12 protein-coding genes are annotated in these 15804 nt (G+C 52.5%); 8 read left to right on the forward strand and 4 right to left on the reverse strand.

The features are described 5' to 3' along the window. Positions 1 to 179: 179 nt before the first annotated feature. From F3J38_RS00405 to fhuB, 5 genes are all read left to right on the forward strand, one after another. The gene (locus tag F3J38_RS00405) at positions 180 to 683 is read left to right on the forward strand and encodes an RNA polymerase sigma factor (protein ID WP_167134025.1); all 504 of its coding nucleotides are present in this window, start codon (positions 180 to 182) and stop codon (positions 681 to 683) included. Beyond that, entirely contained in the window at positions 680 to 1717 is a 1038-nt protein-coding gene (locus F3J38_RS00410; RefSeq protein ID WP_167134028.1) for a FecR family protein, read from the forward strand. Before F3J38_RS00405 ends, F3J38_RS00410 begins: the two co-directional genes overlap by 4 nt. A 79-nt stretch (positions 1718 to 1796) precedes the next feature. Then, entirely contained in the window at positions 1797 to 4145 is a 2349-nt protein-coding gene (locus F3J38_RS00415; RefSeq protein ID WP_167134031.1) for a TonB-dependent siderophore receptor, read from the forward strand. 41 nt (positions 4146 to 4186) lie between these two features. Further along, positions 4187 to 5029 carry an ABC transporter substrate-binding protein gene (locus F3J38_RS00420; protein ID WP_240155860.1) on the forward strand — a complete coding sequence of 281 codons (843 nt, stop codon included), beginning with the start codon at positions 4187 to 4189 and terminating at the stop codon, positions 5027 to 5029. Beyond that, the gene (gene fhuB / locus F3J38_RS00425) at positions 5026 to 6945 is read left to right on the forward strand and encodes a Fe(3+)-hydroxamate ABC transporter permease FhuB (RefSeq protein ID WP_167134037.1); all 1920 of its coding nucleotides are present in this window, start codon (positions 5026 to 5028) and stop codon (positions 6943 to 6945) included. The genes F3J38_RS00420 and fhuB overlap by 4 nt, the downstream gene beginning before the upstream one ends. Here fhuB and F3J38_RS00430 read toward each other — a convergent pair. Then, positions 6938 to 7945, reverse strand: coding sequence for a helix-turn-helix domain-containing protein (locus F3J38_RS00430; RefSeq protein WP_167135517.1), 1008 nt, complete (start codon positions 7943 to 7945; stop codon positions 6938 to 6940). The two genes, fhuB and F3J38_RS00430, sit on opposite strands and share 8 nt — an antisense overlap. A 117-nt stretch (positions 7946 to 8062) precedes the next feature. On the opposite strand from F3J38_RS00430, the gene F3J38_RS00435 reads away from it, so the two are divergent. After that, entirely contained in the window at positions 8063 to 9541 is a 1479-nt protein-coding gene (locus F3J38_RS00435) for an MFS transporter (protein WP_167134040.1), read from the forward strand. Positions 9542 to 9682: 141 nt separating this feature from the next. Beyond that, on the forward strand, positions 9683 to 11230 hold the full coding sequence (locus tag F3J38_RS00440) for a sensor domain-containing diguanylate cyclase (protein ID WP_369410972.1): 1548 nt from the start codon (positions 9683 to 9685) through the stop codon (positions 11228 to 11230). 89 nt (positions 11231 to 11319) lie between these two features. On the opposite strand, the gene F3J38_RS00445 is transcribed toward F3J38_RS00440, so the two are convergent. Next, a complete protein-coding gene (locus F3J38_RS00445; protein ID WP_167134042.1) occupies positions 11320 to 12720 on the reverse strand; it encodes a YfcC family protein in 1401 nt (466 codons plus the stop codon). Beyond that, positions 12707 to 13846 carry a M20 family metallopeptidase gene (locus F3J38_RS00450; protein ID WP_167134044.1) on the reverse strand — a complete coding sequence of 380 codons (1140 nt, stop codon included), beginning with the start codon at positions 13844 to 13846 and terminating at the stop codon, positions 12707 to 12709. The genes F3J38_RS00445 and F3J38_RS00450 overlap by 14 nt, the downstream gene beginning before the upstream one ends. A 111-nt stretch (positions 13847 to 13957) precedes the next feature. Here F3J38_RS00450 and F3J38_RS00455 point away from each other — a divergent pair, with 111 nt between their 5' ends. Continuing rightward, positions 13958 to 14896 carry a LysR family transcriptional regulator gene (locus F3J38_RS00455; protein WP_167134047.1) on the forward strand — a complete coding sequence of 313 codons (939 nt, stop codon included), beginning with the start codon at positions 13958 to 13960 and terminating at the stop codon, positions 14894 to 14896. Here the strand turns inward: F3J38_RS00455 and F3J38_RS00460 are convergent. Then, positions 14873 to 15760, reverse strand: coding sequence for a beta-1,6-N-acetylglucosaminyltransferase (locus F3J38_RS00460; protein WP_167134050.1), 888 nt, complete (start codon positions 15758 to 15760; stop codon positions 14873 to 14875). The two genes, F3J38_RS00455 and F3J38_RS00460, sit on opposite strands and share 24 nt — an antisense overlap. Positions 15761 to 15804 lie beyond the last annotated feature (44 nt).

Here is a 15804-nt window from a genome sequence, read left to right on the forward strand (position 1 = left end):
TGGGATTGCGCACTGTTTCGCAATGAGGCTTGGTTAAATAACGTTTCGAATTCACCCCAGCGACGTTTTTTTTTACGAATACACTCCCCCCATCTTGATAACGATAACGATTTTCATTCAAATACAGGCTGTCACTCTTTCACGCACGTCACAACGTGCGGTTGTGTTGGGAAGCCACCTTGTCAGCGTTCGAGCGTTACTATACGGAATTGTTCCGCTTTCTGAGCGGTAAACTGCGGGACAAACACCTCGCTGAGGAGCTCACCCAGGAGACTTTCAGCCGCGCCTTGGCTTCCCCGGAACAGATTTCCTCGCATCGCGGTTTGCTCTACCATATCGCCAGAAATCTTCTGGTCGACCGCTATCGCCTACAGAAACAGTATGAACCCTCGCAAGAGATTACCACCGATGAGTTGCTGGCTCCGGGCTACGAACAGCCAGATAATCAGCTTGAGAACCAGCAATATATCAATCACATCGTTGCCGCCATTGAATCCCTGCCGCCACGTTGCCGGGAAGCGTTTATCCGTCATCGCATTGACGGTCAATCGCAAAGTGAGGTCGCCGCGAGCATGGGAATATCCACCAATATGGTGGAAAAACACATCATTCGCGCCATGCTGGCCTGCCGTGCCAGCCGGGATAGTTGGCGTGAAGAACAGTTAACAAGGAAGTCACAATGACGCGAAATGACAACCAGAAGATTGCCGAGCAGGCGATCCATTGGCTACTCCGCCAGGAGGAAGGCATGACGCGATCGGAACAAGCGGAGTTTAAACGCTGGTTGCAAGTGCCCGCTCATCAGGTCGAATTTGAAGATCTGGGTGGGCTGTGGCAAGAGACAGCTGTCATCCCTGCCAGTGCAGTCGCACATCTGCGACCTGCTACACCACGCAGCCGATTGTGGTGGCCGGTTGTTGCAGCGTGCACGTTCCTGTTGCTGGCCGCGATACTTTTCTTCCCATTACGTGATGAATTTGCGTCACCGATTTACAGTGCCAGTTGGCATACCGGACGCGGCGAAATCCGCACCGTTCAGCTTCCTGACGGCAGCACGCTCACGCTGGATGCGGGCACACAGTTGAACGTCCGTTATTTTGCCCACCGTAGAGAAGTGGAGATGCCACAAGGACAAGCTTTCTTTCAGGTGGCGCATAATCCGAGCCAGCCATTCTTGGTGTTGAGCGGGCCAACGCGTGTGACGGTGGTGGGTACCGAATTCAGCGTACGCTATCTACCTCATACCCTGAGTGGGGAAGGCAGCGAGGTCGCCGTCAGTTCCGGTGCTGTGCGTGTTGGCCCACGTGGAGGCTGGGAAAATGGCTGGTGGCGAGCCATGCAGCATCTACATTTGCCGCAGGCTCAACGTCATATCAGCGTACTGCACGCTTCCGAACGCTCACTAAGTGATGCACAGGGACGGATTATTTTACACTCTACCTTGCCCTCTGAAAGCATCGCCGCGTGGCGTGAGGATAGAATCGTGCTGGATAACACGCGGTTGGATATGGCACTGGCAGAGTTTGCCCGCTATCGCGATGTCTCCTTAAAACTCCACTCACCGAGCGTCGCGGCCCTGCGGGTAAGTGGGAGTTTTGATACTGAACGTGTTGATAGCTTTGCCAGCGCGTTACCACGCGTGTTGCCAGTGAAAATAAAGATGATTAAAAATCAAAAGGTTATAACTTTAAACACTGCTGAAAATAAAAATAATTAAAATCGACGTCAGGGTTTTAGCCCCCGCGTCGTCTTCAGAAGAGAATGATTATTATTCATCTTAACTCTGGGGATTATGAATGGCTGTTTATTCTGTTTTTCGCGCGCTTAGTACGCCGCGTCTCGCCGTGGTGCTGGTGGCCGCTCTACCGGTATCAGGCGTTTACGCAGCGACGTCAATGGTGCTGGCATTGCCCTCACAGCCACTGGCGGCATCACTTAATCAATTAGCCAGACAGGCCAAGGTTCAGCTGATTGCTGCACCTACATCTTTAGCTAACAAAACAGCCCCTGCCGTGCAAGGGTCAATGACATTGCAAAATGCGCTGGATCAGCTGTTGGCCGGTAGCGGGTTAGCGTGGACACAGAATGGGGATACTGTCTCAGTAATGCCTTCTGATGTGGGTGAAGACACGCTTACTGTCACTCAAAAACTCAATACGTCATCCGCAGTACCTGAACAAACCAATAGCGCCACGAAAACTGACACCCCCCTTCTTGAAGTACCGCAGTCCGTATCCGTCATCACACGTCAACAACTGGACCGCCAGAATGTTCAGAGTGTGACTGAAGCTTTACGCTATGTCCCTGGCGTAAAAACCGAAACCTATGGTGTTGATCCAAAAGGTTATGACTGGATTTACATTCGCGGTTTCAACGCACTGACCACGAATGATTACCGCGATGGGCTGCGCCAGTTAAACAACAGCTATAGCTACTTCCGTACCGAGCCTTACGCGCTCGAGCGTATCGATATCGTGCGCGGTCCATCCTCCACACTCTTTGGTCTTGGCGATGCGGGTGGCATTGTTAACCGTGTCAGCAAAATGCCCGACGCGCGCGGGGTGCATGAGGTGGAATTGCAGCTGGGCAATTTCAACCGCCGTCAGGCGCAGTTTGATATCAGCGATAAGCTGGATGAAGACGGCCAGTGGCTATACCGGGTTGTGGGGCTGGCCCGTGACAGCGATACACAATTCCAGTATCGCAATGGGCCGCATGTTGAAGATAATCGCCTTTATCTCGCGCCAACACTGACCTGGCTGCCATCGGCAGATACTAGCCTGACTCTTCGTGCCGATTACCTGCGTGATACTTCTGGCGGAACCGTCGCCGTGCTAACCAATCCAGGCAACAAAACCACTGACACGCTGCTGGGCGATTACAGTTACAACCATTTTCGTCAGGAGCAGTACAGCGTGGGCTACGAATTTAGCCAACAACTTTCGGAGAGTATTAAGTTCCGTCAGAACCTACGTTATGGCCAAACGGATACCATCCTGAACAACCTGCTGCCAGGCGATCCGGACTTCACGACGGATAGCGTTTCACGCAACGCGATTCGATTTGACGAGCACATGAAAGCTTTCAATATCGATAATCAGATGCAGATGGATTTCAACACTGCACAGGTGGCACATACACTGCTGGCCGGTGTCGATTACAGCTGGTTGGATGCAAACGCGAAACGCTTTAGTGCTGTTGCGCCCGCTCTCAGCATCACCAATCCGATATATGGTTTGGATATTTCCGACCCCACGACCGCAGTCAACAATAATGACCAGACCACCGCGCAGTTGGGTGTGTATCTGCAAGATCAGATCCACCTCAGCGATCAGTGGATCTTAACCTTGGGCGGTCGCCATGACGATATCAGCATGCGCACACAAAACAACCTAAGCGGCAGTACCTCATGGGTCGATAAAGATGCCTGGACCGGCCGTGCTGGTTTAACCTGGCTGGTCGGTAACGGGCTGGCACCCTACATCAGCTATGCCGAATCCTTTGTGCCAAACAGTGGAACGGATAGTCAGAATCGCACCTTTGATCCCAGCAAGGCACATCAGTATGAAGTGGGGGTGAAATATCAGCCTGACAGTAACTTGCTGATGACCTTGGCCGCCTTTGACATCACCAAATCCAATGTCCTGACCAATGAGATCGTTAACGGTTTAGTCACTGGTTACCAGGTCGCTTCGGGCGAAGTGCGTTCACGCGGGATTGAGTGGGAAACACAGGCACAACTGACCACTAACCTCGACGTTCTGGCCTCCTACACCTACACCAATGCCGAAATCACCAAAAGCAACAATGGTGATCAAGGCAAACAACAGGCCAATGTGCCGAAAAACATGGCATCTGCTTGGGTGAATTATGGTTTCCATCAAGGTGTACTGGATGGGTTGTTGCTCAGCACTGGCGTTCGCTATATCGGTAGCATGTTCGGAGATAACGCCAATACCATCCCGGTTAAAAATTTCGCGCTGGTGGATGCCGGGGTGAAATATCAGGTGAATAAGACGGTGCAGGTGGGGTTCAACGTGCAAAACCTGCTGGACCATCATTATGTGGGTACTTGTGATGGTGACACCAGCTGCTACCCAGGGCAGGAGCGCACCTTTATTGGTTCGTTAAAGCTCAACTTCTGATGCCTGACTTCAGCCGTCGTGCCGGCCTGAAAATGCTAGTTATGCTGCCTTTTGCAGCTCGCGCAACGGTGTCATATCCCGATCGCCACCGTATCGTGGCGATCAACTGGGCAGCAGCGGAAACGCTGCTTTGCCTGGGGGTTATCCCATTGGCGATTTCCGATAGCCGCTATTTCCGCCGCCGAATTCCACATCCCGTTTTACCCGAGAACGTGCAAGATGTTGGGCCCTTTTGGGAGCCCAACATGGAAGTCCTTAATGCACTGCGCCCATCGTTGATCATCAGCGACAACTTATCGCCTCCAGTCATGGCCAAGATGAACAAGATAGCACCCGTTGAAATCTTTTCTGTTTACGCAACATCTGGTGACCTTTGGCAAGCGCTCTCCGATTGGACAACACAGACAGGAACGCGCCTTGATGTTGCGTCTAATGCAACGCGCTGGTTGCAGCAAGCTCAAAGGGAGATGAGGCTTTTTCGCCAGCGCTTGGCGCATCATTCAACGTTACGCGTGCTGGTCATGTTGCTGGATCAGGACGGAAAGTACGCCACGATCTATGGCAAAGGGAGTCTGGCTGACAGCGTTATCCATCAGCTTGGGTTACACAATGCCTGGCAAAAATCGGTCAATGCTGCGCACGTTGCTCGCGTGCGTATTGAGGAACTGGCCGATCTCTCCTGCGACTGGCTGTTTTACACCGAATTGCCTACTGCCATGACGCGACTCATGCGAACGCGGCAGCCCAATGGCTTATGGCGACACTTGCCGATCATTGCAGCAGGGAAAGTGACGCGACTCGAACACTTTTTCCCTTTTGGCGGCCAGGCAACCGCTCTCGGATTAGCAGCTGAACTCACCGCTGCGCTGGAAGCGACACCATGAAACCGATTTCCGCGTTCGCCTTAGCGGGCATCTGCATCATCACTGCGGTGGTCGTGACTGCAGGGAACTACTCTACGCTGCTGACACGCTATCCATTACCTTTCGCCACACTGCTGCTGGAGCAAAGCTTTTGGCCACGCGTCGTCATCAGCCTGGTGTGCGGTGCCGGTCTGGCTTTAGCGGGTTTGCTGTTTCAACGCGTGTTACAGAACCCGCTGGCTGAGCCAGGCACACTTGGGATAGCAGCAGGCGCGAATCTATCCATGTCGGCCGCGCTGGTATTCGCGCCAAACCTGCTGGTCATGGGGCTGCCGCTGCTGGCATTAATGGGTTCAGCCACCGCCATTTTTATTCTGGTCGCACTCACCGCGCGACAAGGTTTTGTACCATTAAGCGTCATTCTGGTCGGAATGGTGATAAGCCTGTACGGCAATTCGCTAAACACGTTATTGGTGCTGTTCAACCACGACTATTTAAGTGACCTGTTTAGCTGGCAGGCAGGAACGCTAACGCAAAGCGGTTGGAGAAGTAGTGAACTCCTTTTCATTACGCTGATTCTCGCGCTGCTCGCCGCTCTACTGCTACGCCGACCCTTGACGGTAATGGGATTATCCGATCAGCATGCCAATGCGTTGGGGATGTCAGTGCTGCAGGTGCGCATCATGGCATTGGGGGTAGCAGTGGTGCTGAGCGCGATGATCACCAGCCAGGTCGGAATCATCAGTTTTATTGGCCTGGCAGCGCCAGCCATCACTAAAGCCTGCGGATTACGGCGCTTCTCACAACAACTGATAGCCACCGTTCTGGCAGGCGCGCTCTTGCTGCTGTTGGTTGATCAACTCGCTTTACGTTATTCGCCCACCGCAGGCGATATTCCAGCAGGCGCCGTCACCTCTCTGCTGGGCGCCCCCTTACTACTCATCTTGTTGATACGCCAACGTGCGGTTAGTCCACCGCAAATACCAAGGGGTAGCAGCGCAAAACCCACCTTTACCACCCTCCAATTGAGCATGTTATTGATGCTGCTGTTGCTGGTACTCCCTGCATCACTCTGGTTCAATCGTGAGCCGTCAAACGCCATGGCATTACATTTGTTAGCCTGGCGTTTGCCAAGGGTGATCGGTGCACTCTGTGCGGGCATGATGCTGGCCTGCGCCGGAGTGCTGATCCAACGCTTGACCAATAATGTCATGGCAAGCCCAGAGTTAACGGGCATCAGTAGCGGAGCCGCGCTCGCGATAATACTGACGACAGTGCTCACCCATGAACCGCTAGCCTCTCTGTTGCCAGCCGCGATTGCGGGTAGCGTCATTGCCATGATGCTGCTCTTTCTGTTTGGCGCCCGCAGCCAGTTCAATCCAGAAAAAATGGTCCTGATCGGTTTAAGCTTTACCAGTCTCGCCAGCTCACTCACGATGATCCTGATGTTGAGTGGCGATCCCCGCGCCTTGATGCTACTAAACTGGAGTACCGGCTCTACAGCCAATATTGATGAAGAAATGGCGATTGTCGCGCTCTGCATCGCCGCCATTCTGTGCCCTTTAGCGCTATTGATGCAGCGCTGGTTAGTGTTGTTAGGCTTGGGCCAACTGACAGCTCAGTCAATGGGTATCAACTTACGACGCAGTAACTTGTTGATCCTACTGCTTGCTTCCTTATTGACCGCCGCAGGAACGCTGCTGGTTGGGCCGCTAAGCTTCATAGGTTTGTTGGCACCACAGTGCGCGAGGAGTTTGGGTGCCCATGCCTTTCGCCAGCAACTTTGCGCTGCCGCACTCCTTGGTGGGTTATTAATGGTGCTGGCCGACTGGCTGGGACGTAACATTTCTTGGCCTTGGCCAATTTCTGCAGGATTGTTAACCGCGTTTATTGGCGCTCCGTGGTTCTTATGGCAGCAACGAAAAAGATCTAACTGACCATCAATCTTTGGGCATTGAATGCCTTACGCCATTTTGTCGGTGAGGTGTGCAACCGCTGTCTGAAATGATGACGTAACGTCTCAGGAGAACCAAAGCCCGACTGTTCTGCCACCTGCTCGATGCTCAGCCTTTCGTTCTCCAGCAGAGAACAAGCTTTTTCGAGGCGGATACCGAGCATCCACTCTCCCGGTGAAGTCCCAGTGGCGGCATGAAATCGACGGATGAAGGTGCGGCGGCTCATACCCACTTGCTGTGCTAACGCTTCAATCACCATCGGGGTAGTGAGGCGAGTCCGCAAATCATCCAATAACGGGGCGAGGCTTTTCGTTTGGCGCTGTGGCACAGGTTGTTGGATCCACTGTGCCTGACTGCCTTCGCGCAGCGGCGGCGTCACCATTCGACGAGCGGTACGATTGGCCACCTCAATGCCATAGTCACGACGGATAAGATGCAGGCAGAGATCGACACCCGCCGCGCCACCTGCGGAGGTGATGACACTGCCCTCATCGACATAAATCATGCCATGTTCAACCTGCACTTCAGGAAATCTCTGCGCCAGAATTTGCGTGCTGTTCCAGTGCGCCGTCGCACGTTTCCCATTGAGTAGTCCCGCCTCGCCCAGTACAAAACTCCCCGCGCAAATGGAGACAATGCGAGAACCGTTTTGGTGAGCGCGTTGCAACGCCATAATCAGTTGTTCTGACGCAGGCTCATTCACACTGCGCCAGCCGGGAATCACGATGGTGCCAGCGTCTTCCAGCATTTCCAGACCACCATCGACCACCAGGCGAACGCCCCCCTGAGCGCCAAACACGCCCTCCTCCACAGAGGCCACACTTAAATCATACAGAGGCTCACCGAGCACCTCATCGGCACGTCCAAAGGCTTCCACCGCAATACCGAATTCAAAGGTACAGAGGCACTCATAGGCCAATAGCACCAGCCGCCTGTTTTTTGGCGCGACAGCGTGGGAACGAAGGGAATCAGTGATATGCATGGGAACCTTATCGAGGATGTTGGCACGATCTTGACGATATATGGCATGCACATCGATTTCCACCTTTGCCCCAATCTTTCATGCTGGCTTCCTCTTAACGATGTACAGGGATTGAGTATGAAGAATATGTTAGCACTGCTGGCGGTATGTCTGGCCGCGTTAATGTCGGGGCTAGAAATCTCCAGCGTGCCGGTGATTTTACCCGTGCTGGAAAAGGAGATGCAGGCCAATTTCCGTGAGTTGCAATGGATCATGAATGCTTACACCCTCGCCTGCACTGCGGTATTGATGGCCACCGGGACACTGGCGGATAACTATGGCCGTAAACGGATTTTCATCATCAGCATTATTGGCTTTGGCATGACCTCCGTGATGTGTGGACTGGCCGGCAGTACCTTGTGGCTGATAGTCGGACGTTTCATGCAAGGATTAAGCGGTGGCGCGATGTTGACCTGCTTGATCGTGATACTTTCGTCCCAGTTTCCGCAGGGAAAAGCGCGCAGCCGGGCCTTTGCCGCATGGGGCATCACCTTTGGGTTTGGCCTGGGCTTCGGCCCCATCATCGGCGGGATGCTGGTGGCGTGGTTTAGCTGGCAATGGGTATTTTTGGTGCATGGCGTTATTGCGTTACTCACCCTCTTTCTGGCGCTGAGAAATGTGGTTGAGTCTCACGATCATGAAGCCAGACAGATCGATGTGGGCGGTTTGACCACCCTAACGGTCAGCGTCGTCGGCGTGACCTATCTCATCACGCAAGGTGGCTATATCGGCTGGAGCAGTCTACAAGCCCGCCTTATCATGCTACTGATTTTACTCAGCACAACGCTGTTTATCGGTATAGAGCGACGTCATCCGCATCCGATGTTCGATTTCTCCGTGTTCCGCATTCGTCCTTTTTCTGGTGCACTAATGGGCTCGATTGGCATGAACTTTAGCTTTTGGCCATTGATGATCTATCTACCCGTTTATTATCAAAGCGGTCTCGGCTACAGCAGCATGGCAACCGGTATGGCCCTGCTTGCTTACACCTTACCTACCCTATTAATGCCGCCCGTCGGTGAAAAGCTGGTGCTGCGTTTTGGCGCGGCGCGCGTCATTCCGCTGGGGTTGATGACAATAGGCTTGGGTTTTGTGCTGATGAAATACGCGGTGGATTATCATTTCAGCCTCCTGCCGGGTGCGCTGTTGGCAGGGACGGCGCTCGGACTGACCAATACACCCGTCACCAACACCACCACCAGCGCTGTCACGCCTAACCGCGTGGGAATGGCCTCTGGAATTGATATCAGCGCTCGCCTGATCTCGCTGGCCATCAACATTGCGCTAATGGGAAGTTTGCTGGTGACCGGTGTCGCATCCAGCTTACAACAGCTGATGCCGACGCTTGTTGATAGCTACAGAATGGCAGAACAGATTGCGGGGGGGAGTCAGGTTTCGCTGAACCCTGAAGTAGCCGCGCAGGTATTAACCGAGGGGTTTTCAGGTGTACTGACCTACGGCGCAACCGGTGTTGGCTGTCTGGCGCTGGCAAGCTATCTGTTATTTCATCTGCACCCCAAAAAGAATAACCGCAAGGTAGTGCCATGTTCTGATTAATGCAGCGATGGCTGACTGAGCACCACGGCGGGTTAAGAAACGCAGAATAATTTATCCCTTATTCGCTTATTACTGTGTCTGGTTTCTAGTAATATTGGTCTTAATTCGGCCCACCTTGTCAGCCATCTAATAAGAGTGTCAATGCGTAAACGTGTTATCTCAGAGAGTAAGCCACGTCTGTTAACCACATCGCTGGGCAGAAGCATGAGCGTATTTTTATTGCTGATCAGCTTGCTGGTTATCGGCATTAATACGTGGTCACTTTGGCACTCCTGGCAGTTGGATATCACTGAAAAAGAAGAGGACGCGCGCAACCTCTCCTTGTCGTTGGCGAAACAAGCTGAAGATGCCTTTTTACAGGTGGATATTACCCTGGCAGATGCGGTAAGACAGTTGCGGCAAAACGGAAACGAATTTGCTGCAAGCCCCATGTTCCTTCATCAGATAAAAGATCAACAGAGCAAATTGCCTCAGCTGCATGGGTTGTTTGTTTACGATACGGCAGGCCACTGGGTCGCTTCATCGGGCAATTTTGTACCAACCAACGCCAGTAATGCCGACCGCGATTATTTTATCTGGCATCGCACCCATACCAGCATGGATATTCATATTAGCCATGTGATTCGCAGCCGTTCTACCGGTGACCTGGTAATTCCGGTATCGGTGCGTCTCAACGATAGCGCCGGTAACTTCGCAGGCGTTGCGCTGGCGACGGTGAAAGTGGACTATTTCCGCCAGTATTACAGCTATTACACGTTGGGCGAAAAGGATGTATTAGGCCTGATTCTGGCGGATGCGACCGCACTCTATATCCGCCCTTTCCCGGATAGCTTTATTGGCCGAACCCTCTCTGCCAGCCCGTTATTCAAAAGCGAACTTAAGGCCAGCTCCAGCGGCAGCGCCACGTGGAAGTCGACGCTTGATGGCGTTGAACGCGTCTTCGGCTATGCACGCCTTGAACGCTATCCACTGATCGTCACCGCAGGCTATGACCGTAGCCGCCTGCTGATGGAATGGATGAGCGCAAATCTGACTAACGTCCTGCTCAATATCATGCTGCTTTTTACCATTTCGGGGATGGGCATCTTTGTTTTACGTCAGGTCGGAACCAATGTGCGTAATCAGGTCGAGCTTACGCATGTGCGTGACGAACTCACCACGATAAACCATACCTTGCAGTCACTCGCGCTGGTTGACGGCTTAACTGGGCTCGCAAACCGTCGTCAGTTCGATGGGCTGCTGGAGCAGGCGTTGATACGTTCGGAAAAGACCGGGGACCCTCTCTCGCTGGTGATGATCGATATCGATTTCTTCAAGCGTTATAACGATACCTATGGCCACGTGGCAGGTGACGAGTGCTTGCAGGATGTGAGCCTGGCGTTGAAAGATAGCGTGCATTATCACGGTGATGTTGTGGCGCGTTATGGCGGCGAAGAGTTCGCGATTATCCTGCCCTGTACCTCGCTTTTGGAGGCGCAGAAAGTGGCTGAACGCGCGGTCAAAATCGTCGCAGAAACGGGTATCGCTCATGAAAGTTCGGATATTGCGGCGGGCGTGGTGACCATCAGTGCGGGTTACAGCACGCTGACGTCAACCGGTAAACCTGGTGAGGCAGAACAATTAAAACAAAATGCCGATAGCGCTTTGTACCAGGCAAAACGCAGTGGCCGAAATAAATCAATGCCATAAATCGATTACAGCCGTGTAGTGCTCTCGAGGCTGATATTTCAATGAAATAAGGGATGCTGAATACAGCATCCCTTTCTTCTTCTGAGGTATTAGAACGGACCCCAGTTAATCGCCACGCCGATGAGTAAGGTGACAACGCAAATCGCAAACCAAATTGCGATCACGGGTGCCACAAACCTCACCCATTTACCAAAGGAGATGTTGGCTGTGGCTAACGCCGCCATCAGCACGCCTGAGGTTGGGCTGATCGAGTTCACAATCCCCTCGCCTAACAGCACTGTTTGTACGGTGACCTGACGGGTCAGTCCAAGGTTATCACCCAGTGGGGAGAAGATGGGAATCAGCAGCGCTGACTCACCCGAACCTGATGAAATGCCGAAGTGCATCAGTGCAGCACTGATAAACATGCCCACAGCGGCAAAAGCAGGTGAAAACGGGGCCAGCAGTTCGGAGAGGAATCCGACAATCGGATCAAGAATATTCCCCTGCTGCAGCACCACAGAAATCGCACCTGCCATCCCGACAATAAAGCCGCCTTTCACCAACTGGGAGCAGCCGGTCAGGAAGGTATTGGCAATGGCTGAACCTGACAAACGACCAATCAGACCGACGAGGATCGACAAGATAATGAACATTGCCGACATTTCATTGGTTGCCCAATGCAGTTGTACCGTTCCCACCATGAAAATCAGCAGCGTGACGGCACAGGTTGCCAGAATCAATTTATGGCGGCCGGTAATCGCTGATGCTGATGTGGTTTCAACCGGAACCTCAGCGCGCAGCTGTCCATTTTTGCGCATCTTTTTAACGGAAATAATCAGGTAGATTGCCACCGTCAGCACAAACAACAGGTTGGTAATACCGCGCAGTAACATGCCGGAAAACAGCGGCAACTGGGCGAGGTGCTGCGTCAATCCAGTGGTGGCCGGACCTAAAAATGCGACGTTAAAGCCAGCTGCACAGGTTAGATAGATCAGCGCCATACCGATAACCGGCGGTAAACCTAACGAACGCGCCACCAGCAGACCAATCGGCACAAAGGCCACCACTGAGTTTTGTACCACGCCGGTACTGCCAAGGATGGCGAAGATCACTGCAAAGATCAGGATCAGACGGGTATCGCTGATTTTGGTGCTGCGTGACAGCGAATTCAGCGCAGTGGCAATCGCCCCGGTAGCCTCAATCACCGCCAGCAATCCGCCGGTAAACAGAATCAGGAAAATGATCGGCGCCGCTTTGATCACGCCCTGCACGATAGCCATGAAAATCTCGCCGGGATAAACACCCGAGCGCGCCACTTCATGCAGGCTGCCTTTGATGGCAAAGGTCACGCCATTACGGGTTTCGTGATCAAATTTACCCGCCGGGATAATCCAGGTGGCTACCGCTGCCAGCACCAGGATGATAAACAGCAGCAGATAGGGACTCTGCTCACTCTTTTTGCCTGTGGGCTGCATCGCACTATTTTTCTCAACATTAACCTGCGACATGGTTTTCTCCCAGCATCAAACCCGCCACCAGCGCGGTGCGTGAGGCAATATCGGCAATGATGATGTGTTCATGACGCGCATGAATGCCGGCACCGGTCGCGCCCAATCCATCTAAGGTTGGGATACCCAGCGCCGCGGTGAAGTTACCATCGCTGCCACCGCCTACCGATTGCCCTTCCACGCTGAAACCGATGAGTTGGGCCACCGCTTGCGCACGCTGCATAATAACCCGCGATTCTGCACTCTGGCGCATCGGCGGACGTGATTGTGCGCCGGTAATCTCCAGCTTAATACCCGGCAAGTGAGGCTGAATCTGGGTGATTTCAGCGTGAATGCGCTGGGCTTCCTCTTCGCTGGTGACGCGGGTATCGATGCCCAGAACGGCTTTATCCGCGACCACGTTGATGCGATTACCGCCTTGCGCTATCCCGACGTTAACGGTGGTGCCGCGATCTGGTGCATTCAATCCATGCAGGAACAGCACCTGATGCGCCATCTCCTGCACTGCGCTGATCCCCTCTTCAGGATTGTTACCCGCATGCGCGGTCTGACCGGTGATCGCGATCTGATATTGGCCCGTACCTTTGCGCGCAACCTTCAGTGCACCGGTTCCGGCCACAGCGGGTTCCACCACCAGCACTTGCGATGATCCCAGCGCATGGCGGGAGAGCCACTCGCTGGAGCTTGGGCTGCCCACTTCTTCGTCACTGCCACACAGGAAAACGATGCGTTTCCCTGCCAGCAAATCCTGTTCTTTCAATGCGCGTGCCGCCCAGATCGACTGCACCAGGCCCGCTTTCATGTCCAGAATGCCGGGGCCGTAAAACTTGCCGTTTTCCTCGCGCATCGGCAATTCGCCTTCATCCCAGACGGTGTCAAAATGACCAAGCACCACGGTTTGATCGTCGCCTGAGCCCAGCGTGAATTTGAGGTGGTTCCCATAGTGTTCCTGTACATCGATTTCAGCATCAATACCCAGACGCTCCGCAAACAAGACACGCAGCACGTCGCCACAGCGATCCACTGCCGCCTTGTTCATTGACGGTGACTCTGCTGCCACCAGGGTTTTGATATCTGACAGAATATCGTCTGAATGCTGTTGCAAAAAACTTATTATATTTTTCATTACGTCTGTCCTCACTAAGTGAACCTCCGAGTATGAGGATAAAAAAGCGCATAAAAAATGGATACAAAGCGCTAATATTGTTGACCTAAGATCAACAGATAACGAAAACCTATGTCAATGATGCTCTATCCCGATAAATCCATAAGATACTTATATGAAGTCGGTATCCACGGCGGAATACGTCGCGCTGCTGAGGCGTTAGATGTTGATCCTGCGGCCATCAGCCGCCAGCTTTCCCAACTGGCGCGTGACATGCAGTTGCCTCTATTGGAGCGACGCGGGCGAAATGTGGTTCTGACCGAAGCGGGTAAATTGCTGGCAGAGGATTATGCGCAGACCCATCAACGGAGAAGCCATCTGGAAAGACGCTTGAAGGATCTGCGCCATAAACGCGGCGGTTCGATTTCCCTGCGCGTTGGGCAAGGTATGGTGGATGAGGTGGTGAAGTCTGTGTTGCAGCCGTTCTCGCAGAATTACCCGGAAGTGTTCATCGAAATTCTGTCGGGTGATATGCAAACCACGGTGAGTCTAATCACCCGTGGCGAAGTGGATATGGCGGTGGGTTTTGGCCCTGTTGGGCCACCCGGTGTGAAGTGTTTCAGCTTTGCGCGTGGGCCGATCTGCGCCATCGTGCGCCATGACCATCCAATTGCTTTGTATGAGCAAATTGAGATCGCTGAGTTAGCAAAGTATCCCCTGATTGGCATGGATAAAGAGTTCGGCATTCAGAGTTATATGAACGTGATGTTCAATCAGGAGGGGTTGGTGTTTAGCCCGGCATACAGTTGTAATTTGTTTACCAGCGCGATTGCGCTGAGTCAGGCCGGAATGGGCATAGCCTTTATGACCGCTAAAGTAGTGGAAGACACACTGACTTCACGAGGTTTGGTCGCCGTGCCCATCCACCATCGCATTGCCCGTGAAAGCCAGGGTTACATTCTTCGCAGCACCGACCACCGCCTCACCCCTGCGGCACAGCACCTGTGGCAGCTGCTGTGCCAGTTTTTTGAGCGAACGGTGCCAGCGTCATCTAGCCCCCTCACCGATTAGCCGCGCAAAAAAGTCGTAAGGTATATCTGACGCGATTTTCCTGGTAAACAGGCAGCCAGAACGCTTGATGTTCGGAACATCACTCTCATCAAGTGTTCTGGGGAAGTCCGGGCCGGTTTTCCAGTCGATATAGCGTAAGGCATCATTTAATTTTTCATTATCCTGGTAAAAATCTTCAACGCCTAATTGCTTTAAAAGCGTATGAAAGAACACCTCATCACCACAAAATGATTGCTGGTATAAGTGGCAATACCAGGGATTAGCGTCAACAAATCGCATTAAGGCGTTGACCGTAGCATGGTTTAATGAGAACCAGTTTGTGCCTTTATAAAATCGCGTAATGCTACTGGCGTGGCGCTTAAACTCATCAGTGATATACAGTCCCTTGAAGAGTTTAAAGGCTAACACCTTAAACTTTTCAGGCAGCGATTTGTTTCTAACGTAACACACTGCAGGGTAGCGATACTTAACTCTGACCTCTGGGTCAACATAGTGGTTTCTTGCATCCTGAAAATGCATCAGGTTTTTCTTATTGATACTGTGCAAAAAATCATTTATCGACTGGTTGCTCTGACAGGGAAGATCGTCGCCCGACAATAAGAATAGATAGTCGAAGTTCCATTGTAATGCTTCCGACAACGTATTCAAAGTTGAGGCTATCTGACTGTAGTCTCCCCAGGTTACACGTACGCGATTCTGTACAAAGTGAACATTACGGCCAGCCAATGACTGAAAATCCTCAAGGGAGGACTTGGCATCGACATGAATAAGAATAGTATTTTCTGCAAAAGAGGACAGATAATTAACGGTATAGATAAGCGGGTTTGTTTTTTTATGACAAAGAATACAAAATATTTTTTTCATTTATCGAAGACCTTGCCTTTTCAGGCTAATGAAAGCAGTGCATA

The sequence above is a fragment of the Candidatus Pantoea formicae genome (genome assembly GCF_011752625.1).
Taxonomy (GTDB): Bacteria; Pseudomonadota; Gammaproteobacteria; order Enterobacterales; family Enterobacteriaceae; genus Pantoea; species Pantoea formicae.

Coding starts and splice junctions, on each gene's coding strand:
- F3J38_RS00410 (WP_167134028.1), top strand. CDS start 680: ATGACGCGAAATGACAACCAGAAGATTGCCGAGCAGGCGATCCATTGG.
- F3J38_RS00415 (WP_167134031.1), top strand. CDS start 1,797: ATGGCTGTTTATTCTGTTTTTCGCGCGCTTAGTACGCCGCGTCTCGCC.
- F3J38_RS00420 (WP_240155860.1), top strand. CDS start 4,187: ATGCTGCCTTTTGCAGCTCGCGCAACGGTGTCATATCCCGATCGCCAC.
- fhuB (WP_167134037.1), top strand. CDS start 5,026: ATGAAACCGATTTCCGCGTTCGCCTTAGCGGGCATCTGCATCATCACT.
- F3J38_RS00430 (WP_167135517.1), bottom strand. CDS start 7,945: ATGCATATCACTGATTCCCTTCGTTCCCACGCTGTCGCGCCAAAAAAC.
- F3J38_RS00435 (WP_167134040.1), top strand. CDS start 8,063: ATGAAGAATATGTTAGCACTGCTGGCGGTATGTCTGGCCGCGTTAATG.
- F3J38_RS00440 (WP_369410972.1), top strand. CDS start 9,683: ATGCGTAAACGTGTTATCTCAGAGAGTAAGCCACGTCTGTTAACCACA.
- F3J38_RS00445 (WP_167134042.1), bottom strand. CDS start 12,720: ATGTCGCAGGTTAATGTTGAGAAAAATAGTGCGATGCAGCCCACAGGC.
- F3J38_RS00450 (WP_167134044.1), bottom strand. CDS start 13,846: ATGAAAAATATAATAAGTTTTTTGCAACAGCATTCAGACGATATTCTG.
- F3J38_RS00455 (WP_167134047.1), top strand. CDS start 13,958: ATGTCAATGATGCTCTATCCCGATAAATCCATAAGATACTTATATGAA.
- F3J38_RS00460 (WP_167134050.1), bottom strand. CDS start 15,760: ATGAAAAAAATATTTTGTATTCTTTGTCATAAAAAAACAAACCCGCTT.